The organism is Parashewanella hymeniacidonis, from assembly GCF_016900895.1.
Classification (GTDB): Bacteria; Pseudomonadota; Gammaproteobacteria; order Enterobacterales; family Shewanellaceae; genus Parashewanella; species Parashewanella hymeniacidonis.
Map to the genome: position 1 here is coordinate 1 of NZ_JAFEUN010000079.1, position 22,761 is coordinate 22,761.

A 22,761-nucleotide genomic window follows, 5' to 3' on the forward strand; every position below is an offset into this window, starting at 1 on the left:
GGATATTGGGAAGAATTTTGGTCAAAGTTAGATCGATACGGTTTTCCTGTTACACATAATTTGTAACGAGTTTACCAACAAGCCTGAAACAAATAATTTAGACATTAATTAGACTGAACACCCCATCGATAACACAATGAGCTTCCAAATCACCTACATCTTGTTCTTTCAGATGAAATGAAACTACTGATTCATTGCGAGAAACTTTAGCAATATACTTTCTAGCTTTTTCACCTCGCGTTCCACCGACAACGCTAAACTCTACTAATTTACCAGCACTCACTTTGTGTAATTGATTCATATCGGAACAACGAAATGAGACTTCAGAACCTGAACCTAAACCTACCTCGACTTTGAGCATAACTTCACCAACACATGCAACTAACAGTGAAATAATACATGAAGTAGCTGATTAATAATGAAAAAAAAATTAAAACTGCATGAATAATTGTTAACCTACACCGAATTTAACATTTTACTTATTTTAACCAGCTGCCCCTCTTGCAACGTCTCGGCACCTCGTATTACGACTTTATCTTGTGCTTCAATATCACCACTCACAGCAATCCACTCGCCGTCACCATCACCAAGCTCAACTGGAATTTTGTGTGCTTTATTTTCTGAGTCGATTTTGAATACAAACGCACCATTTGAGCGTAATACCACAGCATCTCTAGGTACTAACGTGGTAAGTGTTTTTGGTGCAATAGGTAACGCCAAAGAAATCAACTCACCGACACTAAAACTGTCTTCAATACCAATGGGGAGATCCATGCGAATTTCAAAAGTTTGAGAGCGAACGTCTGATACAGGTATTAAACTTCTTACTGTTGCGACAAAATCACCACCATTATGATAAACCTTAAGTTCATCACCTACCCTGACTCGTTTACTGTGGCGCAAAGGAGCATGTAAGCGAGCTTCAAGTCTATCTGGGTCGGTTATCGAGACAATTGATGTTGCACGATTAATATCTTCCCCAGCTTGGCGTAAACGTTGTGTGATAATGCCCGAAAACGGTGCCCGAAGCTCGGTTCTGCGAATGTCATCTTCAATGACATCTAATTGGAGTTTTGTTAATTTGAGGTTAGCCAGTGCCAGATCTCGTTGTGACTTAGCATCATCCATTTGAGTACCTGAAGCGTGGTTACTTTGATTCAGTTTTTCTAAACGTTTGTATTTACGTTCTAACCTTTTTAATGACACTTGGTCATGCTCAATTTGCGCTTGCTGTTTTGCTTTATCGAGCATTAATCTTGTCTGTTCAATACGGGCGACAACGTCACCTTTTTTGATGATAGTACCAGCATCTTGCACCCACTCAAGCTTACCTTCTATCCCCGCAGTCAGTTCAGCACTTTGCCGTGAATACACTGATCCAATGATATTTATCTTTGGTGATAATGGTCGATTTTGTACTTCAACAATACTGACTAACTTTGCAGGTTGCTCTGCAGTAAATGCTGAGGGAGCTAACAATAATCCCAAAAGTGCGATTGTTTTTAACTTCATAACTCACTCCTTGTCGTACTTGGCATCCAAGGTAAAAATGAAAAATTTAAGGTGTCGGTCAATTTTAATAAGCTCGGCATTAATATCAGAGTAAACAAGGCACTGAATGTCATACCACCAACAATAACCGATGCTAAACCTCGATAGATTTCACTGCCCACACCAGGCACTAACATTAACGGGAGCATGCCAAAAATTGAGGTTAAGGTACTCATATAAACGGGGCGAGCACGAGTGCGTACAGCTAATTGGATAGCATGGTCGATATCCAAACCACTTCTGACGCCTTGACGTGTTTGATCAACGAGTAAGATAGCGTTATTAACCACCAGCCCGAGTAAAATAATAAAGCCAATCATGGTCAATAAATCTAAACTTTGAAAACTGAACACATTCAATAAACGCAGACTTAATACCCCACCACAAAGTGCTAATGGCATTGACAATAATACCAGCAAGCTGTCTTTTACTGACTTAAATAAAGCCGCCATCAATAAAAATAAAATGAACACGGCCAAAGCAAAATTAGTACTCATTTGGTGTATAGTTTCAGCGAGTTTATCTGAACTACCTCTAAACTTAACAGAGCTACCATCCGGTAATTCCGTTCTAATCTTAACCAGTGCTTTTTGATTTAAAATCTCTAGCGCTTGATCTAATGACATACCTGCTGGCGGAAAAACGAGTAAACTCACGCTGCGCTTTCCGTTCACTCTTTGCAGCTGTGTCGGCCCGACGGTTCGATGTATGTGTGTCAGCTCGCCGATGGTTTGAATTCCTGCTGCGGATGTATAAATTGGCGTAGCCGCTAATTGCTCTGGATAATCCCAATCAGGCCCTTTTAGCAACACATCCATACGCTCGTTACCATCAAAATACTCACCAACAAATAACCCTGACGTGTAAGCTCTTACTGCACTTGCAACCTGCGCTTTATCTACACCGGCTTGGGCCAGTCGTCTTTCATTTGGAACTAGCTGTAATTCAGGCTGAGAAAGAGAAAGGCCAGGCACAGGCCGAACAACCGAACCCGGCAACGCTTCATTGACATGTTGCATTCCAGAGGCTGCGACGGTCATCAAAGCTTCCATATCCGGCCCTTGCAAATCAATATTGATTGCCCGCCCACCGTTAAACCCAAACTGCAATAATGAGCCACGATTGGTAAATGCTTGGGTATCTGGCAGACCTACTAAAATTTCATTATTAAGCAGATCTATCATTTCATCGGCTTGAGTAGGATCTTCCGGGTAAATGAATAAGACGTTAAATGCTGAAAACATCGAAAAGTTATAACCTTTGATAAAAGGCTGTTTTTTCTTTTCATAGTAAGGTTTCAAACGCTCAATAATAGGTTCGCCCACTTCCTTTTCCAGCGAGGCAACATTGGCACCCGGTGGCAAAGCAAAAAAAGCAAAAATACCATCAGACTTGGCTTGAGGTAAAAAGTCTGGACGAGGCATCATCAAAAACGTAAGCACTGCGGTTCCGACAATAAGCAAAGCACACCAAACGGCAGATGATTTTTTTGTTGAAGTCAGCGCTTGGATTTTATTGGTGAGGGAGTCCCAAAATGTACTGTCTGATTTAGACTTTGTAGAACCTAATTTTAGCCACAATAAGCTGAATACGGGCAACAAAGTGACGGCACAAACAAATGAGGAAACAACCGCAACAGAAAGTGTTAACGCTAAGTCTGCGAACAATTGTCCTTCAACACCATTCATGAATAATATTGGCAAAAAGATCGCAACCGTGGTCGCAGTCGATGCCATTAATGCACCGCTGACTTGTGATGTTCCCTCCAGCACAGCTTGCTTTAAAGGCTTGCCCTGTTGCAGCATGCGAACAATGTTCTCTTGTACAATAATTGCAGCATCGAGCACTAAACCCACAGCGAAAGCCAGTCCCGCCAGTGAGATAACATTTAATGTTCTTCCCAATGCCTCCAGTGCAATAAATGCCGCCAATAATGCTACAGGTATGGTTGAAGCAATCATTAATGTTGCAGGAAAGCTGCTCAAAAAAAGATACAGCACAACTAAAGCTAACAACACACCAATAGCAAGATTGCCTTTCACTAAGGCAATTGCCCGCTTAATGTGAATTGAAGCATCAAACGAAAGGTCCATCACTAAACCCGCTTCAGCTAGTGCTCCTTGATTCAACTCTGTTATCGCTTTATTGACACCTTCCAAAACGGTAACCGTGTTCGCATCAAATGTACCCTCTAAAGTGATGTAAAAAGCTGGATATCCGTTTCGTTTGGTAAAGCCTTGTGGATCGGCCGATGAAACTTCAACATCGGCAAGTTCATTCAAATAAACAGGACGGCCATTATTATAAGTAAGAATAAGTTGGCCTAAGTTGTCAGGATGATACTGCCCCACAAAGCGAACCGTATATTGTCTACGCCCAACATTCGTTGTCCCACCAGAAACGTCAGATGCTCTTCGAAGTACATTTCTAAACTGGTCAATGGTTACACCTAGTGCTGCGGCCCGATAAGGATCAAAACGAATATGAAGTTCTTTCGGTAATCGGCTCTGCAGGTTAACACTAGCAACACCCGTTATCTGTCTGAGTTTAGGCTCAACAACATCATCAATCAGTTTTTGATAACTACCAAAATCGGTGTTTTCATTGCCTGGAGCGATTCTGATAAGTAGTGATGCTAGATTTGGGGCACCTCTTCCACCGCCCACATTGATAAACGGTTCATTAGCATCGAGTGGTCTTGGCGGAGTTTGATTTAAGGCATTGATGACATTAATCATGGCCTCTTGCATATTACTGCCGACTTCAAATGTAAGAGTGACACCGCCGAACCCTTGAGATATGTTAGACTGCATTTCAATCACACCCGGTACCTGTCTCAGTACATTTTCTTGTGGTTCAACAATATTTGACTCCATTTCTTGTGGTGCGGCGCTGCGCCAATTATTAAACACAGAAATTTGAGGTTGCTGAATATCGGGAAGTAGTTGAATTGGAAGTTTTGAGGCGGCTAATAAACCAAAAACGGTGATAAGGAGTAAAGCAACAATAGTACCTGCAATATTTGAGGTAGCAGCTTTAGTAAGATTCACGCTTCGTCCTTGTTGGTACTTCTGATTTTGTACGTATCTTACTCTTTTGGTTTAAAAGTTCTGATGCAAAGTGTTACAAAGGTTTTCTATAACGTAATGACAGAACTTAACCACGTCCAAGCGCAGTAAAAACTCTAAGTTTATGCTGACTCTCTGAAGTCATAAATTCACTCATTTTTCTGCTAAATCCTGAGTTATTTTTTAATTCAGCTGCATCCCATACTGTTGCTTTAGGATCAACGAGCTCACTACCAAAAAAGTCTTCCATGGATGCAAGCGCAAGGTTTAATGCTTCTTCTGTTCCTTCTTGTTCAAAGAATGGAGCAACCAAAATTCCAGCAAAAATTTGATTGTGTTGATCACCTTCCTTTTTTCGATAATTTTTTCCACCAAACTCTAGGGCTTCACTTTCAGCCTCAGTAAGTATCTCACCATTGAAAGCTGCTGGCTGGAAGTCAGCTCTTAAAGCTTGATGGCTTATTGTGTTCACACTCATATCCTGCCCTCCTATATCAATTTAAAAATCATCATCACGATAGAGTTGATTTACTTTAACTTCTGAGAGGTACATCAACTAAATCAAACTCTAACACCTGTTTTAAGATCGGATTCACCTTTTCCATAAACTCTTTGATGACCTTAAAACCTTTCACTCCAGCTTTTTTGGCAAATCCACCGTCATGTTCTTCTTTAAGTTCATTAAGCCCCGAAACAAAATAAGCATTAATAAGTGGCATACTTGTAAATGGAGCGAATGACTCTAAATGTTCGACTTGCTCAATGAGCATGTTCATATTGTTAGTATAGATTGAATCATTGCCTGCATCTTTCTTACACACATATTGTCCGTTTACTAATAGTGATGAGGTGGTAGCGTGATAACGGTTCATAATAATTTAGCCTAATTCTGAGTGACTACAGGATTAAGTATATACATCACACGTAAACTCTATATTTGCGCAAGATTAACCTTGATTAACGATAAAGAGTTCTACAATTGGGAATTAGAGATAAGAATTTTTTCTAAGGCCTTAAAATGAAGATTAACGATAATTAATACACTCAAAAATAGCGTATAAGTAATTGTAAATTAAATATAATACTTCCTTGTTAATTATTACCATTTTTACAGTTTCGTTGAACATGAACAGATAGTATGTTCTTATTCATCAGATTTTAATCTTCGACATGAAGTCACTCAAATTCAAGGATTTAACCTACACTAAAATCAACATCAAGACTCTTTTTTAAAATTGGCGGAATCGCATAATGTTCAACATATTCATGATTGCTTTAGCTGTTATTGCCTTAATCTCCATTATTTTCGAAGACATTACCGGAATAAATAAAGCAAAAACAACTCTATTTCTAGGATGTTTTTCCTGGGTTTGTTTATTTGTAGCAGCGAGTACACCTCAAGAAACACAGCTCGTCTCAAAAGAACTCAATGATAATTTATTGGAAATTGCCACACTTTGGCTTTTCTTAATGTCGACAATGACTTTTGTGGCTTACCTAAACTCAAAAGGTATGATTCAAGTTATTGTTCAGAAGATATTCCCGAGTCAAATTACCGTTAGAATGCTAATGATAGGTGTTTCGCTGTTCGCACTAATTCTGTCAACCTTTTGCGATAACGTCACCGCCTCCCTTGTCACTTTAGGTTTAGTTAGCACGTTCAAACTGAGTTCCGAAATAAAGCTGAAGATGGCTGTTCTCATTATTTTCGCGGTGAATTCTGGTGGTGTTGCGTTGATTACCGGTGATGTAACTACGCTCATGATTTTCTTGAGCGGTCATGTAAAAATGTCTGAGCTCGTCACCCTTATTGTTCCATCAGCAATAAGCGTTATTCTACTATCATTCTTATTTTCATATAATCTCAAAGGCACAGTCAGTACAGAAAAAGTCGAACACACCTACAACAAAGTAGATGTTGTTATTACGGTACTTTTCTTTAGCACAATTGTATTAACGATGCTGCTTAATATTCTCTTTGCCATCCCACCTGTTTTGACTTTCTTAACCGGTTTGTCAATCATGTTTATGACCGCAACACTTGCACACCCAAATCGCAGTGAGGTCAAGATATTAGAGTATATTCGCCAAGTTGAATTTGATACTTTACTTTTCTTCTTGGGTATATTGTTGATCGTGGGCATGCTAAAACAAATCGGAATGCTCGACACCTTAGCTCAAATATACAGCCAGCATAACCCTAACTATTCTAACTTCTTTACAGGTATGTTCTCAGCTTTACTCGATAACGTACCGCTCACTGCTGCATTATTGAAAGCAGACCCAACTCTGACGACAGCTCAGTGGTTAGGCCTGACATATGGTGTTGGTGTTGGTGGTTCGCTACTCGTTATAGGAAGTGCTGCTGGTGTTGTGGTAATGAGTCGAGTAAAAGAACTCACGTTTGCCAGCCACGCAAAATTCTTCCCTCTTCTATTTATCTGTTATTCAATTGGTTATGTACTTTCTGTTTATGTAGGCCATTACATTTTCGGTTAAAAGTCAGCCAATGAAGTATTAGTGTCATAATGAGAATATAGGGTGATATCAAATTTCACCCTTTTTCATATCAAGGAAGAAAAATGAAGCTCATTTGTGTGCAAACCATTTACGTTACTGATCTTCAAAGTTCACTGAGTTTTTATCAACAAGGGCTTGAACAAAAAATTGAAGAGCAATATGGAGACTGTATTTTACAGTTACAAAGCGAAGGCTCAGCACTGATTTTACAGAAAATTGAAAGTTGCATAATGTATTGATATTAGTAATACGCTCATATAATGTTAAAAATGATTTTTATTCTTTATTGATATGGACATTGAATTTATGAATATCAAATTCTTGCTCTCTCTTTTTTTATTTACTCTGACCATTTTCCCCAAATTTTCAAGCTCAAATGAAATTCCTGAATTTAAATCAGAACTTCTTGTTTTGCGCAAGCTAGATCAAAAAATAAGACGTGACAACACATACTGGGAAGACGCTAAACGTATGGACCTATCAAACCATAAAAAGTTAAAACAACTCATCAAAAAGTTTGGTTTTCCTACAATTCATAAAGTGGGAGTTGATGCTCACAGAGCCGCTTTCTTGATTACACAACACAACCCACATGATAAATCGTTTTTTAAATATTATATCAATAACATGAAGAGTAAATTAGGAACTGGTGCCGTAATAGATAAGTATTATGCTTTCTTAGTCGATCGAAAAAACTTACTACAAGGCAAAAAGCAAATCTACGGCACTCAAGGAAAATGTGTAAATGGAGAGTGGAAAACACCCGATACAGAAAACACTTTATTACTCCCCCTTTTACGAAAAGATATAGGCCTTCCATCAATAAAGGAGCTTTCTGACACTATTTGTATTTAGGTGATGCTAGTTTACATAGCGGGCACTCTAAATTTCTCACCGGCAATTTCTAACACTACATCTCTTGGGCGAATTTCGAGGATTTTCAGCTTTCCGCCAATTTTATCGCCTTCTTTTAGCTCTTGCCCATTAACACTTAAACGACGTTGTGAAGGAATAGACGAATACATATGTGCATTAATACTAAACTCTGGTACCTGTAGCTGTACTCCTGCAGGAAGCTCACCATAGCTCGGCATATTTGGATACTTTGTTTTTGGCAACCCAGTCATCATAGAATCTTTTTTATCAGACGCTTGAATGGACTTTTCACGCTCAGTATTTCTTAACTTTTCGTTTAGCTCTTTTACCAATTCATCTTGGTTATGTTGCTTTTGTGTTTTTAAACCGACATCTGTCGCTGCTGCATCAATTTGACGTTTTAGAGCTTCGAGCGACAGTTTTTGTTGCTGTTGATTCGTCAGTGTTGACTCAGTATTTGAAGCCGCTGGGTTTGATTTCGTATCAGCGTGAATGATTGCTAACTCATCTTCACTTGGCTGACGACCTAAAATTATCGGTTTATGAGGTAGCGATTGCTCGCTCGAACTGTTTTGCTCACTTAACGATACATTTTGCTGCTCTGCAGCTTGGTTAGAGAGTGTATTTGGCGTAGGTAAAGGTTCAGTCGTTGTACCAGCGTTATTTGCAGTTTGAACACTTACAGGCTTTGGCCTTGCTTGCACAGTCGTTGGTGAATACACCTGAGAAATAGGTAAAGCAGACTTACCGGCAATTTCGACATTTTTAATTTTAGCTTTTGCCAACTCAACTTGAGGTGCTTTTTTCAGCGTCGCTGATTTAACCGACTCTTTTACTGAAGTCTTTTGCGCTTGCACAGCTGCAGTGTTGTGTGATCTAGCCAACCACCACGCAGCAGCAATTGCCAAAAGCAAGACTAAAACACTAACAACAATCTTGACAGGTAAATTGTCGTTTCTGTGGAGCTCTGCGTATTGCTGCCTTGGTGTTAAAGCGGGATCGATTACATCGGTTTGTTGCTGCTTACTCTTAGTAACTGCATCTAATAAAATTGACATAACTGACTACATCCCCGCCGCATTGGTTAATCTTGGACCTTCAGAACTTGCATAGAGGTTAAGCTGTACAAAAGTTTGTCTACCTACAATGCCGTCTGCTTTCAATCCATGACGTTGTTGGAACTGCATGAGCTCTTTCTTTAGATTAACATCGAAATAGTCCACCATTCTTGGAGCTCGATGATTAACTTTTGCCAATTGATTTTCTAACCATTGCACGTCTTCAGAAGACGCATTCTGATTTATCTCACTCTGCGTCACTTGTGGCTTATGCCATAGTAATTCGAACGTTCCAGCATAATGTTGTTCAAACCAGCTTCTGGTGATCCAAATTTGCTGTTCTGCAAACTGAAGCTTCAAGCGTTGACCATCACGAGCAATGACCGCACCATAAAAAGGCTTGTCATCAAGATTTCTAAAGTACAACAATGCAGGATAATTAATCGCGGTCAGTACTTTCCATCCACCTTGTTGTTGATGACAATCCAACCCTTGTAATTGTGCGCCCTGACATGGCGTTAGGTTCTGGTAAGGTACTTTGCCCCACAAACCAAATAGAACCGCAAAAGATGTTTTTATATCTCGGCTGTGGTTGATGGCTTGAGTAAGAATCTCTGAGTTTTCATCAAAACTTTTTTGCTGTTGTTTTTCGGGTTCAGTTTTAATCAATGTTTGTGTCTTTGTCTGAGGCTGACTCTCTTCAGCTTTGATTTCTTCTTTTGCTGTGATCACTTTTGCAGGATCAGATTCATAACTGAAAAAGGCATAGGTTGCAGCAAAAATAAATCCGAATACTCCAACAGCGCCCAAGTAAGGCCATATTGAACGCTTTTGTTCAAGATCCTCACCTAAGACTTCTGCCGACGCTAACATAATCATTTTATGATCAATCGGTGTCTTAGATTGGGCGTACCCGGCCATAAGAGCACGTTCACAAAGCAGGTTAGTTAGTCGGGGAATACCGCCACTTTGTCGATGTAAATATTTAATGGCTTTGCGCGTAAATAATGGTTCTTCTCTGCCAGCCACATGTAAACGGTGCTGAACGTATAAGGCAATCTCTTGCTCTGAAAGCGGAAGTAAATGATAACGAGCAGTAATTCGTTGAGCTAATTGTCTTAGCTCACGACGTTTCAATAATATTTGCAGTTCTGGTTGACCGATTAAAATCACTTGCAGTAATTTTTTAGTATCCGTCTCCAAATTCGTCAGTAATCTTAACTGTTCTAAAACTTCAGCTTTTAAATGCTGCGCTTCATCGATGATTAATAATGTATCACGGCCTTTTTTATGATTATTGAGTAAAAAGGCACTGATTTTATCGGTTAGCTGTTTTAACGAGGGATTCTGTTCATATTCAACCCCAAGTTCATCACAAAGCGTCGCTAACAGCTCTAATTCTGTTAACGCTGGATTCAAGATGAATGCTGTATCAGTGTTTTCTGGTAACTGTTTTAATAACGATCGAGAAACCGTTGTTTTACCTGTGCCGACTTCCCCCGTTAGCAGAACAAATCCTCCGGTTTCACCAAGACCATATTTTAAGTGCGCTAACGCTTCACGATGGCGATCACTTAAAAATAAATAATGAGGATTAGGTGCAATTGAAAACGGGCTGTCATTTAATCCGTAAAACGACTGATACATATAAAGTTGAACCTTATCATTTTGAACTGCCAACAAGTTAAGGCTAAGTCCTTTTATTGTCAAAGTATTATCTTAAAAAATTAGGAATTGTTTAGGGACGGTTTATCTTTCGTGATCATTTTTTCAGCGATAAATTGGTTGCTTTATTCAAGGCGTTGCTTGTGCGGTTTGGTTTCTCCAAATAAGTAAGCGATAACGCAGCAGAAATAACCAATTTACGCTGTTTCCGATATTTTTGAGCGTTCACAGTTCTTCTTTATGAGTCATTCATTAAATGGCTCAACTTCATAGTTCATGCCTTGACAGACAAACGCTCAAATAGCACAAGATTCAAGCCTGAAAGATAAACAGCCCCTGACAAACAATGATAAACTTAACATTATTGAAATTAGAAGCTTAGACACAGATGAACATTTACTTAGTTGGCGGGGCCGTCAGAGATGCCTTATTAGACTTAGAAGTCAAAGATAAAGATTTTGTCGTGGTTGGTAGCACGCCTAAACAAATGCTTGAACTTGGGTATCAACAAGTTGGTAAAGATTTCCCTGTCTTTTTACACCCTAAAACTAAGCAAGAGTACGCTCTTGCAAGAACAGAGCGAAAAACAGGATCTGGTTATATTGGTTTCACTGTGAATGCTTCTCAAGAAGTTACTCTTGAAGAAGACTTACTCAGACGTGATTTAACCATTAACGCCATAGCAAAAGATGAATGTGGCGAACTTGTAGATCCATATAATGGCCAGCAAGATCTCGATAATAGAATATTACGCCATGTCTCAGATGCTTTTGTTGAAGATCCATTAAGAGTGCTTCGAGTCGCTCGGTTTGCAGCTCGGTTTTCCAAATTGGGATTTACTATCGCACCAGAGACGCTTTCCTTGATGAGAGAAATATCAACATCAGGCGAATTAACAGAATTAAGCGCTGAACGTGTCTGGGTAGAAACAGAAAAAGCTCTCAGCTATAGCCAGCCTCAAATCTATTTCCAAATCTTAAAAAATTGTGGTGCGCTTAACGCACTATTTCCAGAAATTGATGCTCTTTTTGGCATCCCACAACCAGAGAAGTGGCACCCTGAAATTGATACTGGTATTCACACTTTGCTGGTATTAGCCCAAGCAGCAATGCTGACTGAAGATAAGCAAGTGCGCTTCGCTTCTCTTGTTCATGATTTGGGTAAAGCCGCCAGCCCAAAAGCCCACTTACCTAAACATCATGGTCATGGTCAAAAAGGCATTTCGATCATTAAATCACTCAGTCAAAGGCTGAGAGTACCGAATGAGTATCGTGATCTCGCTATTATCGTCAGTGATCTGCACCAAAATATTCACACGGCAATGGAATTGAAGCCTGCAACTATTTTGAAAATGTTCGATAAAATGGACGTCTGGCGTAAACCACATCGCCTAGAGCAACTGTTATTGTCATGTAAAGCCGATATTCGGGGAAGAACAGGATTTGAAAATCATGAATATCCGCAAATGGATTACATACAAAACTGCTTTAATATTGCCAATGAAATAGATGTAAAAGCCATTGTTAATACTGGGCTGAAAGGGTCACAAATTAAAGATGAATTGCAACGTCAACGAGAGCAAGTAATCTCGCAATTTAAGGCAACAAAAAATTACAGCTAAGAAAATGAAATGTAAAAGTATTTAAGATTATATTAAAAGAATAGATATTATAAGATCACAACGAAAAGCTAGCTTGCAATCAAGCATTTATTGGTTTAGTTTTAGCCAATCTGATTAAATCATGGCAACTTAGATTGTTTATGACATAATTAGTTCGTTACGGTTGCAACTTTTTGTAATCGAAGCACTTAATCCAACCTCCATGTAAAGGATTTTTTCCATGAACAAAAAAGTACTGACAATCGCTGGTCTTGCACTTACTGCTCTTTTAAGTGGCTGTGCAAACACTTCTGCCCTACAAGAAAGCGTTAACAACCTAGGCAACAAAGTTGACCAACTTACTGCTGAAGTTAACTCTCTTAAATCAGATCAAGGCCAATTGAGCTCAAACAGCCGCGACTCAAAAGCAGCTGCTATGGATGCTCACGCTGAAGCTAAGCGCGCTAACGACCGTTTAGATAACATGGCTACTCGTTATAAGAAGTAATATGTCATGCTTTAAGGAACTGTCCCTAAATAATTTCCACACTACACTGTAGTGTATTTAGGGACAGTTCCTCGTGTGACAACAATATTCTATGTTGTCACCATACCCTCTACCCTAACCAAATAACTCCGCATAACACTGCACCTAACACCAAACGATAAATAACAAATGGTGTCATACCCATTCGGCTGATGAGTTTTAAAAAGTAGTGAATGCAAACATAAGCAGAAATAAATGAAACTGAAGTGCCAAGGATTAATGCGTGCCAATCAATAGCATGACTGGTTTCAGCAAAGTCTTTCGCTTGGAAAACAGCAGCGCCAAAGCCAACAGGGATTGCCATTAAGAATGAAAATCGAGCCGCAGCTTGTCGACTCAATCCTAGGACAAGACCTGCTGTGATGGTTACACCAGATCTTGAAGTGCCTGGGATCATCGCAAGCGCTTGGGCAATACCGATAATTAACGCTTTCTTCCAGCCAGTTTGATATTCCGTTAAATCTTTATGTGTGAGCTTGTCAGCCCGCCATAGCAGTAAACCAAAAATGATGGTCGTTGCCGCAATCACTTCAATACTGCGAAATACGGTTTCTACATAATCTTTGAACAGCAGAGCAAAACCTACAGCCGGTATTGTAGCTAAAATGATCCACCACGCTAATTTACTGTCTGCAGAATGTTTTTGCTTAAAAACACTCGTTAGCCAAGCCGTTAATAATTGCCAGACTTCTTTCCTAAAATAGATAATCACTGCCAATAATGAACCGGTATTTACCGCAATATCAAACGATAAACCTTGGTCTTGCCAGCCAAGAATCTGTGCAGGAAGAATCAAGTGCGCAGAACTTGAAATCGGTAAAAACTCGGTAAGCCCTTGGATTAGAGCAAGAATAATAACTTGAAAGGTATCCATAAAAATCCTAATCGTCCCAATTAAACGTTATCGGACGTAAAACTTGCGCTGATTTGTCGTATTTGTTCCACAGCGACAACATGCTCTCGTTCAGTTCTGGATGAATAACATCGGGAGCAATCTCAGCAAGTGGCCATAAAACAAACGCATTAAATGCAATTTCTGAACGTGGCAAACGCACAGGTTCTTGGCAAATTACATCATCATAAAGTAATAAATCGAGGTCGAGCGTACGTGAGCTGAACTTAACAGCATTCGGCAAACGCCCGTTTGCAATCTCTACTTCTCGAAGTGCCGAGCTCACATCTGCAATTGAAGCTGCAGTTTCTGCGCCAATGACAAAGTTATAAAAATCACCACCATCGAAGCCAATAGCTTCACTTAAATATATCGAAGATATTTCAAGCTCTTCAAATAATGCCTGTAATTGTTGAACACCTTGCCTAATATTAGTTTCAGGCTCAATATTACTGCCAACACTGATATAAATCTTTGCCATTATTACAAGTTCTTAGTACGAATAATTTTTACGCCAACGTTAGCAGCTTGCTTAACTGCACCGGGCTTGTTTACGGTAACCATTACTTTAGACACGTGAAATTCGTCGAGTAAACAGCAAGCAACTAACTCAGCGACTGTTTCTATGAGCTCGATTGGTTTTTCAGAAACAAGCTCAATGAGACGGTTCGATACAGTTTCGTAGCAAAGTGCATATTGATAGTCATCGCTTTTTGCAGCACGAGAAATGTCCCAATCCATTTCTAAATCTAAAAATAAACTTTGTTGGATTTCTTTTTCCCAATCATAAATACCAATAACGGTATCAACCTGCAATTGATTTATAAAGACTTTATCCATTAAAACTCCTTCTATACAGAGGTCTAATAAGACATCTGGATATTTTTAGTTATACTGCTGCCGTTTATTAAAAAAATTGCTATTTTATTGCCCTGTATATAAAAACCATTTTGTACTTTCTACTCATTAAAAACACGAGTAGGATAATGAGCCAAATGGTGTTAAAACAGAATAAAATGCTTTTCAGTCGTAAAAATGAGCTTAATTTTGCAAATTCATTGTCAGCAGCGAACCTTAACCACATTTTTGTGGCGTGATAATACATTAACAAGCGTAAGGAAACCATGTTGAGTGTCATCGCCGTAACCCTATGCATGCTTATTGCAGCCTATCTTCTTGGCTCAATATCATCTGCAGTATTAGTGTGCCGCTTAAAAGGGCTGCCGGATCCTAGAACGCAAGGCTCAGGCAACCCTGGTGCTACCAATGTTTTACGCATAGGCGGAGCAAGCTCTGCTGCTATGGTTTTGTTTTGCGATATGCTGAAGGGGGCTTTGCCAACTTACATCGGCTACAAGCTCAACATTGATTCAATATCACTAGGATTAGTTGCTGTTGCTGCGTGTCTTGGGCATATTTTCCCTATCTTTTTCGATTTTAAAGGTGGAAAAGGAGTTGCCACCGCTTTTGGTGCAATGGCACCGATTGGAGAATATTTAGCGCTCTACTTAATGGCGGCTTGGTTAGTTATGATATTAATCACTCGCTATTCTTCTGTAGCCTCTTTAACTGCAGCCTTACTGGCTCCAATTTTGACTTCTATGCTTGATGATAGATTTACCATTCCAGTATCTATGTTGAGCTTACTTATATTGATTCGGCATAAAGACAATATTATCCGTTTATTCAACGGTACCGAGTCTAGATTTACGCTAAAAAATAAATTAAAAAAGAATAAATAGCTTTGATTTAGTTACATATTTATTAGAGTAATTGTTTTTAATATTCTTCAAGTCATTGAAATTCTTAAAAGCTTAACATTAACTTTTGTTAATAGGACATTTTTGATTCCTTAGCTAGGCTTTATAGCTGAAAATGACGATGAGGAATTAATAGTATGCTTTAAAAACTTTGGTCACCTATAATTTTAGTGTTGGGTTTAGGGTTCACTGTCCCTTCATTCGCTCAGACAACACAATGCAGTTCGTTTCTTCCTGTTTCTTTAAAAAACACAACAGGAGAAAAAGATAACCCTTTTGTTATAAATTTAGCTAATACTCCTAAGTACCAAGGGAGTCCTTCTAATGCTTCTTGCCGATTTACGCTATCTGGATATTCAAAACATACTCAGGGAATCTATGTACAGATTACCGTTCCTGAAATAACGCCTAAAGCTGAAGCATTAATTGTTGAATCACAAGATCATTATAGTTTAGGTAATGGTGGCGGAATTTATGCGCGATTATCTCAGAATGAGAGTTTATCGGATTACCCTACACCTGATGATGCAGTTACTGCAGATAGCTGTAAATCTAAAAGTATTGGTCTATTTACTGCCTGTCAAATAGTCAAGAATACACCTGAAAATAAAGTTAAAACTGTGCAGAATGGAACGTACTTAGTGCTAATTAAACCGAGCGTAAAAACTATTGTAGATGGGATAGATTTAGAAGTCATATTAAATAAATTTATTTCCGATAGTAAAAAGCAATCAGAGACACCATTCGGAAACTAACACATTTACCTAATGAGAAAGTAAAGCCTGAGTATCTTCAGGCTTTACTTAACGAGTTAGCTCTTAATCCTTTTTATACTCGTAATACGCTTCACCTTTAGTTAACCATTTAGGTGCAGGCGCTCCTTTTAAATAATAGTCAAAGTATTGTTTCATCTTGATGGTGTAATCCAGTTTGTTTGGGTACTTCTTCAAGTGATGAGGCTCATCTTGATACTGCAAAAACACAACATCTTTACCTGCACGGCGCATCGCTAAATAAAGCTCTATACCTTGCTCCCATGGTACTGCATCGTCCTTATCGCCAAACATGATCATCATCGGCGTATGAATGCGCTCGGCATAAAATACTGGGGAGTTTTCTATGTACTTTTGTGGTGCATCAAATAAACTTTCTCCAATACGACTTTGTCCTGTTTCATATTGAAACTGGCGCGCTAAACCACTGCCATGGCGAATACCACTGTAAGCACTTGTCATATTCGATACTGGTGCTCCGGCGACTGCGGCTTTAAAAATATTGGTCTGAGTAACGGCATAAGCAGTTTGATAACCACTCCAAGAATGGCCTTGAATACCAATGGCTTTAGGATCTGCAATACCAAGGTTGATTAGATGCTGAACACCAGAAACAAGTGCTTGCACTGATGATGGTCCAGGGTATCCAACTTCAAAACGGATATCCGGTAAAAAGACCGCATAGCCGTTCTCTACATACCATTCAAAATTAGGACGATGGTTAATTTTCATTTGTGGGAAAGCATGTAAACGCTGACTCATAAAGCGATAGTAATAGACTAAGACAGGTAAACGCTGTCCTTGCTTATAGTTAGCTGGCTTGATTAACACACCGTCTAGAGGTTTACCGTCACCATTGGTCCAATGCACTAATTCTGCTTGTCCCCAATCAAACGCTTTAGTCTGTTTATTTAAAAACGTCTGTTGAGTCGCTTGCTGTGGCTCCAGATAGTTAGAGGTATATAGATCTGGGAATAAGTCGTAACGCTCTTTTGAGTACACTAAAGTATTTGCATCTTTTGCTCTAGCAAGCACTTTAATTTTGACTGGTTCAGAGGTCAATTGCTTAACGCCACCAGCTAAATTTAAACGATAAAAATCATCGGATTTAGTACGTTCATTATATCCTTTCAATAGCACTGGCTGGTTTGCCGCTAACTGTACTGGAACGTCTTTTTTTGGTAACCCTGTAACCCGATACTGCACACCATGTTTACGACCTTGACCTTTGGTCAGGTTAGTCATTTTTCCACTTTCTGCATCCAGCTTCCAAACGTCATATTTATCGTAAACTAATACTGAATTTTGACCTTTTACCCAAGGTCCAAAACCATAACCCGGTGCAGCAGATGGATAATCATGATCTTCATTTGCAAAGCCTACGCCTAGCTTTTCAGTTACGTTTTTACGAGCTTTTTTTGCAACATCATAAAGATAGATTTGACCTTGACGATAATAAGCCATGTATTGGCCATTCGGTGACAAACTTGGTTTCCAGTAGGTTGGATATTGGGTCAGTACTCTGCTCTTTTTACCCGTACTTTTATTTACGAGATAAACATCTCGATAAAAGCCTGCCCATGTGATCATTTTACGATACGGAAGATTTGATTGCCCGATTGCAATATCAGAAGAATCGGTAACCGTAACTTCAGGGACATTAAGATCTGCAAGCTGAATAACTTTCTGAGACTCTAGGTTAAGACTCGCTAAATAAGTTCTCTTAAGCTCTTTTTTATATTGCTTTACTTCATTTGGCTTGATGAGTGGGTCTTCACCATTCCAAACTCTTAGGTTCTTCTGCCCAGTAATAACGTCTTCACTATAAAGGTCACTCTCACTTTTCACTTTAGGGACAGACAACTGCTGGCTCACTTCTGGAATGCGGCCAAATAAAAGTTGCTCACTATTTTTTGAGAAGTTCAGCTTTGAATAACGATTCAATTTCCACTCATTAGAGTTTTCAACCTTGCTAGCTCGCTGAGTTCTTAAATTGAATAGATTTAGGTGATACTCACGTCCATAAGGTGCATCATCGGCATTACCCGTCGTAAACGCTAACCACTCACCGTTATTTGCAACGGCTGTTTCGCCGATTTGCATAGTGTCTGATGAGAAGATTTTATATGATTTATCTGTAGCTAAATCGACAAAACTAAGTTGGTGCGAAGCTGATTGAATATCATTTTCAGCAACAACGAACTCTGCACCATTTTCACTAAAATGATAGTTAGTAACCTGTTTAAAGTTCTTTTCTGATTTGTTCGATAGAGAAACTAAACGAACAGGAAAGCCTTTATCAAACTTATCAACTTTTACGTCTGATTTCGCTTTTTCTTTGTCACTCTTATCCGCTTTCTTATCTTGCTTAACTGGGCTATCAAATTGAATAATAAGATGGCTGCCGGGTTTATTAAAAGCGAATGATTTTACTTTTTCAAAAGTGCTTTGCTCACCCGTTTGAGTATCAAGTAAGATCAGGCCAGCTTTTAGCTTTTTCTTTTCTTTTTTACTCGCTTTTTCAGAGTCTAACAGTGGCACACTTTTAACCATTGCGACAAAACGACCATCAGAGCTAACTTTTGGTTTAGCTGCACCTTTTATATCGAACGTCTTTTCGCTATTTAATAGCTTAACAATCACTTTACTGTCACCACGATCTGGCGCAGCTTCAACAGCTAAAGTAATACCATTGTCTGCAATAACAGGTCTTTTTAGCGATTCGAAGTGCATGATGTCAGTTAAAGAAATCGGCTTGGCAGCTTGGGTTGAAGGCGCTGCAGTAATGGAGGCTGAGATTAATATCGCAGCAGCAAGACTAGTGAGCTTCACCTTATCCTCTCTTATAGTTATTCATAATGGGTTATATGATTATACAGATTCAGGAGAAGAGTAGTAATTAAGAAAATAATTGTATTTTGTAAGTTTTTATACGGCCATATTTTTTAACACAATGTATCAAGTGCAGAGAATAAGCTTGTATCTTTTTGAAGGTATTGATTTGAATGTAACTTATCTCGGAACTGTTGCCAAGATAAGTTAGGGTTGTTAATTTTTATTTCACAAAGTATCAAAGCCAATAAAACATAATCATCATTATTTGAGTCCGCTTTTAATTGTTCAAGCCTGTGATTATCTATATTAAAAGAGAGGGCAACATGAGTTGTTCTGAGTAGCAATGCCTCAAGTATATTTACATTTTCATGCTTCCCTCTCTCTCCTTCAACTTTGACAGCTACAAGCTTCCTAAAGTCCACTAATTGTGATTTTGAATCTAATTTGTTTAATTTTTCTTCTGACTCTTGCGGTAATGGAAGTGAACGTTCGATTCCCACCTTATCGATTGCCCTATTAATTTGAACACAACTCTTTGTTCTTGTCATTTCTAGTAAATGGTAAAACTCCCTGCAAGTAAACCCTGCTTCAATAGCAAAATGGGTGATTCTTTTCATTCTTTTATCATTACTTTCAGACTGATTCTTTATATCCAGTGCCCTGGCGATGATATCCTCAAGCGTCATCCCCAATAGCAAGCCTAGATATAAAAAACGATCACATAATGGTTTACCGTCATAATCTTTTTCTGCACCAGACAGAAATTTCAAGTGGTGAGGTTGTACTTGAATATTTTCAGGCGAAATAACATCACTATTAGAGGAAGAAACAGGTAAAGGTCTACTCGAAGGGTGATGAAGCGAAACATCTTGCTGAGAACTGCCATCAGATTGCTCCGCCACTGATGTTCGTCTCTGGGAAGAAACAGTATTCGAACTTGCGCTTTGCGAACTTAGACTTCCGCTTGATAAAGGATGTATATATTGAACAAGCACTTCTGCCAACTTACTGGATAATTTCCCCCCAAAACAGAAAAAGCTAACAATAGCAGCTTTAAATCCAGTCCTTTTAACTCTTAGATTTGCAGGATCATTAAAATCGGCCGTTATCTTATAAGTTTTTGTTGTTTTTCTTCCATCACTGTCACAGGTGAAAGAAAACTTCGCTGAAACATACCTTTCATTACTTGTTCGTTTCTTATTTAATACATCTTTAACTTGCTCCTTCATATTACTGATCATATACAGCTCTTTCCCTCTTCTATGTTCAGAAGAAGTCCACTTCATCGTGCCATAAACTGTTAATGTAGGGCTAAAGAAAGGCATAAATAAATCCTTAATTCACTTATATAATTTAAGTTTCAACAAAATTGTATTAATTAACAAGCAAATCGCATTAAACTTTGTTTACCTTTATAGCCTTTGATAGACCGCAAACAAACTTCAAATAAATCATTAATTATTCGATCTTGCTCACTATCCGCTGTAAAAAAATGTGAAATTTGTTTACAATACGTGGTCATACCTCAGGTACAAGCTCAGTAGAGATACAGATAATAATACGGGGTCGATATTGAGCATAAAAGTAGTAACGACAACGTTGTCCAAGGATTTTAAATGTCAAAACGTACAATTACCGTAATTCCAGGTGATGGAATTGGTCCTAGCATTATTGATTCAGCTTTGAAAATTTTAGATAAAGTTGGCTGTGATTTTGAATATGAATTTGCTGATGCAGGTTTAGTTGCTCTGGAAAAACACGATGAGTTATTACCTCAGAAAACACTTGATCTAATAGAAAAAAACAAGATAACTTTGAAAGGCCCATTAACCACACCCGTTGGCGGTGGCTTTACTTCTATTAACGTTACACTTCGTAAAAAGTTTTCACTTTATGCGAATGTACGCCCAGTACTTTCACTTAACGGTACACAAGCGCGTTATAAAGATATCGATATCATTACTGTTCGTGAAAACACTGAAGGTATGTATTCAGGTCTAGGGCAAAAAGTTTCTGACGACGGTTGTACTGCTGAAGCAACAAGTATCATCACTCGTGAAGGCGCAGAAAAAATTGCTGTTTTCGCCTATGAACTTGCTCGCAATGAAAACCGTAAAAAAGTTACGATTGTTCATAAAGCAAACATCATGAAGTCAACTTCAGGCTTATTCCTTAAAGTTGCTAGAGAAGTGGGTGAGCGTTACTCTGATATCGAAACTGAAGAAATGATCGTTGATGCAACGTGCATGAAATTAGTGATGAATCCTGAAAATTTCGATGTGATTGTTACAACGAACTTATTCGGCGATATTCTTTCTGATTTATGCGCTGGTCTTGTTGGTGGTTTAGGTATGGCTCCTGGTGCTAACATTGGTAAGGATGCTGCAATCTTTGAAGCCGTTCACGGCAGTGCTCCTGATATTGCAGGTAAAAACTTAGCAAACCCAACATCCGTTATTTTAGCTTCTATCCAAATGCTTGAGCACTTAGGCATGGCTGATAAAGCTGACAAAATCCGTAATGCTGTTGCTGATGTTATTGAGTCAGGCGACCGAACAACACGTGATTTAGGTGGTACCCATGGTACTACAGATTTTACTGATGCAGTTTTAGAAAGGCTATAATCGATATCACTAAAGAAAATATATTTAAGCCCAATTTTGTATTGGGCTTTTTTATGTCTCTATATACCCATTATGATACCTGAAGATGCTCGATTTCAGCGAGAATGCACAGCTTGTCAATCAAGGCAACAGTGTGCGGCAATAGTGAGCTATTGTTAGCACTGGCAACACAGAGTAACACGCTGTGCAACTCGCACTTCGTGGACTTCTCAGCGACAATTATTCTTTGTTACATTAGCTCGAAAGAATCCCGATATTCCTTCGCTAATGCGCCTCAAAGAATTGGCGCTGAAAAAGTCCTGAAACATGCATCTTCAAGTATCATGGGTATAAAATTGCGAAATGAGCTATCTACATTTCTATGTACCAAAGTAAATTGCCTAAATAAAGGGTTTAGCTTCAATCTAACTCCACGAAGAGAACCTAATTTGTACTTTAAATAACCCTCTTCATCAGATTTCATATCCATTTTATTTACTCAAGTTTCGGAGTTCAAAATTGACACATTTAAATCTGTATGTGGTTGATATATAAATAAAAGACGAGCGTTAATGTGTTATAATCTTGTTGCTTAGACAAAGACAAAAACAATAACACACTAACTCTCAAGTAAATATTGACATGAATTCACTTCAGCTTCCATCACTTACTTCAAAATTTTTACAGCAGTCAGGTCTACAAATTGATAATTCATTTAGCACCTCATGGAAACAACTTAGATTCTGACTCTTCTACACAAATTTGACATAAATTGAACTTATTCTGACATTTCGCACAGAGATCTCCTAACATTCAACAATAATTACTCACAGGAAACCTAGGTAGAAAGATCACAACACATATAGCGAATAGATCACAGACGAACGGTTACATTTTAAGCATAATTACCTACTTATTCAGTTTCTGAGTCTTTCTATGATTACAGCCGCAGAAATTAGAAGTATTCCATTAGATCACCTCGGTATTGCCGCAGGACTCATCGACAAGCTTAA

20 protein-coding genes are annotated in these 22,761 nt (G+C 38.7%); 8 read left to right on the forward strand and 12 right to left on the reverse strand.

Going from position 1 to position 22,761, the window contains the following annotated elements:
* Window positions 1-97: 97 nt before the first annotated feature.
* The 5 genes from JQC92_RS15125 to JQC92_RS15145 all read right to left on the reverse strand — a co-directional run bounded on the left by JQC92_RS15125 (window position 98) and on the right by JQC92_RS15145 (window position 5,491).
* Window positions 98-361, reverse strand: coding sequence for a hypothetical protein (locus JQC92_RS15125; RefSeq protein WP_205000422.1), 264 nt, complete (start codon window positions 359-361; stop codon window positions 98-100).
* A 95-nt stretch (window positions 362-456) separates the two neighbouring features.
* Window positions 457-1,512, reverse strand: coding sequence for an efflux RND transporter periplasmic adaptor subunit (locus tag JQC92_RS15130; RefSeq protein WP_205000423.1), 1,056 nt, complete (start codon window positions 1,510-1,512; stop codon window positions 457-459).
* Window positions 1,509-4,601 carry an efflux RND transporter permease subunit gene (locus tag JQC92_RS15135; protein WP_205000424.1) on the reverse strand — a complete coding sequence of 1,031 codons (3,093 nt, stop codon included), beginning with the start codon at window positions 4,599-4,601 and terminating at the stop codon, window positions 1,509-1,511. The genes JQC92_RS15130 and JQC92_RS15135 overlap by 4 nt, the downstream gene beginning before the upstream one ends.
* A gap of 106 nt (window positions 4,602-4,707) precedes the next feature.
* A complete protein-coding gene (locus JQC92_RS15140) occupies window positions 4,708-5,097 on the reverse strand; it encodes a hypothetical protein (protein ID WP_205000425.1) in 390 nt (129 codons plus the stop codon).
* 55 nt (window positions 5,098-5,152) lie between these two features.
* Window positions 5,153-5,491, reverse strand: a complete 339-nt coding sequence (locus JQC92_RS15145; protein WP_205000426.1) for a hypothetical protein — start codon at window positions 5,489-5,491, stop codon at window positions 5,153-5,155.
* Window positions 5,492-5,870: 379 nt separating this feature from the next.
* Here JQC92_RS15145 and nhaD point away from each other — a divergent pair, with 379 nt between their 5' ends.
* The 3 genes from nhaD (at window position 5,871) to JQC92_RS15160 (ending at window position 7,994) form a co-directional block, all read left to right on the forward strand.
* Entirely contained in the window at window positions 5,871-7,118 is a 1,248-nt protein-coding gene (gene nhaD, locus JQC92_RS15150) for a sodium:proton antiporter NhaD (protein WP_205000427.1), read from the forward strand.
* A gap of 83 nt (window positions 7,119-7,201) precedes the next feature.
* Window positions 7,202-7,378 carry a hypothetical protein gene (locus JQC92_RS15155; protein ID WP_205000428.1) on the forward strand — a complete coding sequence of 59 codons (177 nt, stop codon included), beginning with the start codon at window positions 7,202-7,204 and terminating at the stop codon, window positions 7,376-7,378.
* A 67-nt stretch (window positions 7,379-7,445) separates the two neighbouring features.
* The gene (locus JQC92_RS15160; protein WP_205000429.1) at window positions 7,446-7,994 is read left to right on the forward strand and encodes a DUF6624 domain-containing protein; all 549 of its coding nucleotides are present in this window, start codon (window positions 7,446-7,448) and stop codon (window positions 7,992-7,994) included.
* An 11-nt stretch (window positions 7,995-8,005) separates the two neighbouring features.
* On the opposite strand, the gene JQC92_RS15165 is transcribed toward JQC92_RS15160, so the two are convergent.
* Both JQC92_RS15165 and JQC92_RS15170 read right to left on the reverse strand, forming a co-directional pair.
* Window positions 8,006-9,073 carry a general secretion pathway protein GspB gene (locus JQC92_RS15165; protein WP_205000430.1) on the reverse strand — a complete coding sequence of 356 codons (1,068 nt, stop codon included), beginning with the start codon at window positions 9,071-9,073 and terminating at the stop codon, window positions 8,006-8,008.
* A gap of 6 nt (window positions 9,074-9,079) precedes the next feature.
* Window positions 9,080-10,720, reverse strand: a complete 1,641-nt coding sequence (locus tag JQC92_RS15170; RefSeq protein WP_205000439.1) for an ExeA family protein — start codon at window positions 10,718-10,720, stop codon at window positions 9,080-9,082.
* A gap of 406 nt (window positions 10,721-11,126) precedes the next feature.
* Here JQC92_RS15170 and JQC92_RS15175 point away from each other — a divergent pair, with 406 nt between their 5' ends.
* Entirely contained in the window at window positions 11,127-12,359 is a 1,233-nt protein-coding gene (locus JQC92_RS15175) for a multifunctional CCA addition/repair protein (protein ID WP_205000431.1), read from the forward strand.
* 220 nt (window positions 12,360-12,579) lie between these two features.
* The gene (locus tag JQC92_RS15180) at window positions 12,580-12,846 is read left to right on the forward strand and encodes an Lpp/OprI family alanine-zipper lipoprotein (RefSeq protein ID WP_129947996.1); all 267 of its coding nucleotides are present in this window, start codon (window positions 12,580-12,582) and stop codon (window positions 12,844-12,846) included.
* A gap of 109 nt (window positions 12,847-12,955) precedes the next feature.
* Here JQC92_RS15180 and JQC92_RS15185 read toward each other — a convergent pair whose 3' ends face one another.
* Genes JQC92_RS15185 through folB form a run of 3 tightly spaced genes read right to left on the reverse strand, consistent with a single transcriptional unit; the run spans window position 12,956 to window position 14,617 of the window.
* Window positions 12,956-13,759 (reverse strand): undecaprenyl-diphosphate phosphatase, encoded by an 804-nt coding sequence (locus tag JQC92_RS15185; RefSeq protein WP_205000432.1) that lies wholly within the window; start codon window positions 13,757-13,759, stop codon window positions 12,956-12,958.
* A gap of 7 nt (window positions 13,760-13,766) precedes the next feature.
* Window positions 13,767-14,258, reverse strand: coding sequence for a 2-amino-4-hydroxy-6-hydroxymethyldihydropteridine diphosphokinase (gene folK, locus JQC92_RS15190; protein WP_205000433.1), 492 nt, complete (start codon window positions 14,256-14,258; stop codon window positions 13,767-13,769).
* A 2-nt stretch (window positions 14,259-14,260) separates the two neighbouring features.
* Complete coding sequence (gene folB / locus JQC92_RS15195; RefSeq protein ID WP_205000434.1) at window positions 14,261-14,617, reverse strand: dihydroneopterin aldolase; 357 nt, start codon at window positions 14,615-14,617, stop codon at window positions 14,261-14,263.
* A 287-nt stretch (window positions 14,618-14,904) separates the two neighbouring features.
* Here folB and plsY point away from each other — a divergent pair, with 287 nt between their 5' ends.
* Both plsY and JQC92_RS15205 read left to right on the forward strand, forming a co-directional pair.
* Window positions 14,905-15,519 carry a glycerol-3-phosphate 1-O-acyltransferase PlsY gene (gene plsY / locus JQC92_RS15200; protein WP_205000440.1) on the forward strand — a complete coding sequence of 205 codons (615 nt, stop codon included), beginning with the start codon at window positions 14,905-14,907 and terminating at the stop codon, window positions 15,517-15,519.
* 188 nt (window positions 15,520-15,707) lie between these two features.
* Window positions 15,708-16,292: a hypothetical protein gene (locus JQC92_RS15205; protein WP_205000435.1), complete on the forward strand. Its 585-nt coding sequence runs from the start codon at window positions 15,708-15,710 to the stop codon at window positions 16,290-16,292.
* A gap of 63 nt (window positions 16,293-16,355) precedes the next feature.
* On the opposite strand, the gene JQC92_RS15210 is transcribed toward JQC92_RS15205, so the two are convergent.
* Both JQC92_RS15210 and JQC92_RS15215 read right to left on the reverse strand, forming a co-directional pair.
* Window positions 16,356-19,142 (reverse strand): prolyl oligopeptidase family serine peptidase, encoded by a 2,787-nt coding sequence (locus tag JQC92_RS15210; RefSeq protein ID WP_205000436.1) that lies wholly within the window; start codon window positions 19,140-19,142, stop codon window positions 16,356-16,358.
* A 113-nt stretch (window positions 19,143-19,255) separates the two neighbouring features.
* On the reverse strand, window positions 19,256-20,386 hold the full coding sequence (locus tag JQC92_RS15215) for a hypothetical protein (RefSeq protein WP_205000437.1): 1,131 nt from the start codon (window positions 20,384-20,386) through the stop codon (window positions 19,256-19,258).
* A gap of 375 nt (window positions 20,387-20,761) precedes the next feature.
* Here JQC92_RS15215 and JQC92_RS15220 point away from each other — a divergent pair, with 375 nt between their 5' ends.
* Window positions 20,762-21,769 (forward strand): isocitrate dehydrogenase, encoded by a 1,008-nt coding sequence (locus JQC92_RS15220; RefSeq protein ID WP_205000438.1) that lies wholly within the window; start codon window positions 20,762-20,764, stop codon window positions 21,767-21,769.
* Window positions 21,770-22,761: the final 992 nt, after the last annotated feature.

Coding starts and splice junctions, on each gene's coding strand:
- JQC92_RS15125 (WP_205000422.1), bottom strand. CDS start 361: ATGCTCAAAGTCGAGGTAGGTTTAGGTTCAGGTTCTGAAGTCTCATTT.
- JQC92_RS15130 (WP_205000423.1), bottom strand. CDS start 1,512: ATGAAGTTAAAAACAATCGCACTTTTGGGATTATTGTTAGCTCCCTCA.
- JQC92_RS15140 (WP_205000425.1), bottom strand. CDS start 5,097: ATGAGTGTGAACACAATAAGCCATCAAGCTTTAAGAGCTGACTTCCAG.
- JQC92_RS15145 (WP_205000426.1), bottom strand. CDS start 5,491: ATGAACCGTTATCACGCTACCACCTCATCACTATTAGTAAACGGACAA.
- nhaD (WP_205000427.1), top strand. CDS start 5,871: ATGTTCAACATATTCATGATTGCTTTAGCTGTTATTGCCTTAATCTCC.
- JQC92_RS15155 (WP_205000428.1), top strand. CDS start 7,202: ATGAAGCTCATTTGTGTGCAAACCATTTACGTTACTGATCTTCAAAGT.
- JQC92_RS15160 (WP_205000429.1), top strand. CDS start 7,446: ATGAATATCAAATTCTTGCTCTCTCTTTTTTTATTTACTCTGACCATT.
- JQC92_RS15165 (WP_205000430.1), bottom strand. CDS start 9,073: ATGTCAATTTTATTAGATGCAGTTACTAAGAGTAAGCAGCAACAAACC.
- JQC92_RS15170 (WP_205000439.1), bottom strand. CDS start 10,720: ATGTATCAGTCGTTTTACGGATTAAATGACAGCCCGTTTTCAATTGCA.
- JQC92_RS15175 (WP_205000431.1), top strand. CDS start 11,127: ATGAACATTTACTTAGTTGGCGGGGCCGTCAGAGATGCCTTATTAGAC.
- JQC92_RS15180 (WP_129947996.1), top strand. CDS start 12,580: ATGAACAAAAAAGTACTGACAATCGCTGGTCTTGCACTTACTGCTCTT.
- JQC92_RS15185 (WP_205000432.1), bottom strand. CDS start 13,759: ATGGATACCTTTCAAGTTATTATTCTTGCTCTAATCCAAGGGCTTACC.
- folK (WP_205000433.1), bottom strand. CDS start 14,258: ATGGCAAAGATTTATATCAGTGTTGGCAGTAATATTGAGCCTGAAACT.
- folB (WP_205000434.1), bottom strand. CDS start 14,617: ATGGATAAAGTCTTTATAAATCAATTGCAGGTTGATACCGTTATTGGT.
- JQC92_RS15215 (WP_205000437.1), bottom strand. CDS start 20,386: ATGATCAGTAATATGAAGGAGCAAGTTAAAGATGTATTAAATAAGAAA.
- JQC92_RS15220 (WP_205000438.1), top strand. CDS start 20,762: ATGTCAAAACGTACAATTACCGTAATTCCAGGTGATGGAATTGGTCCT.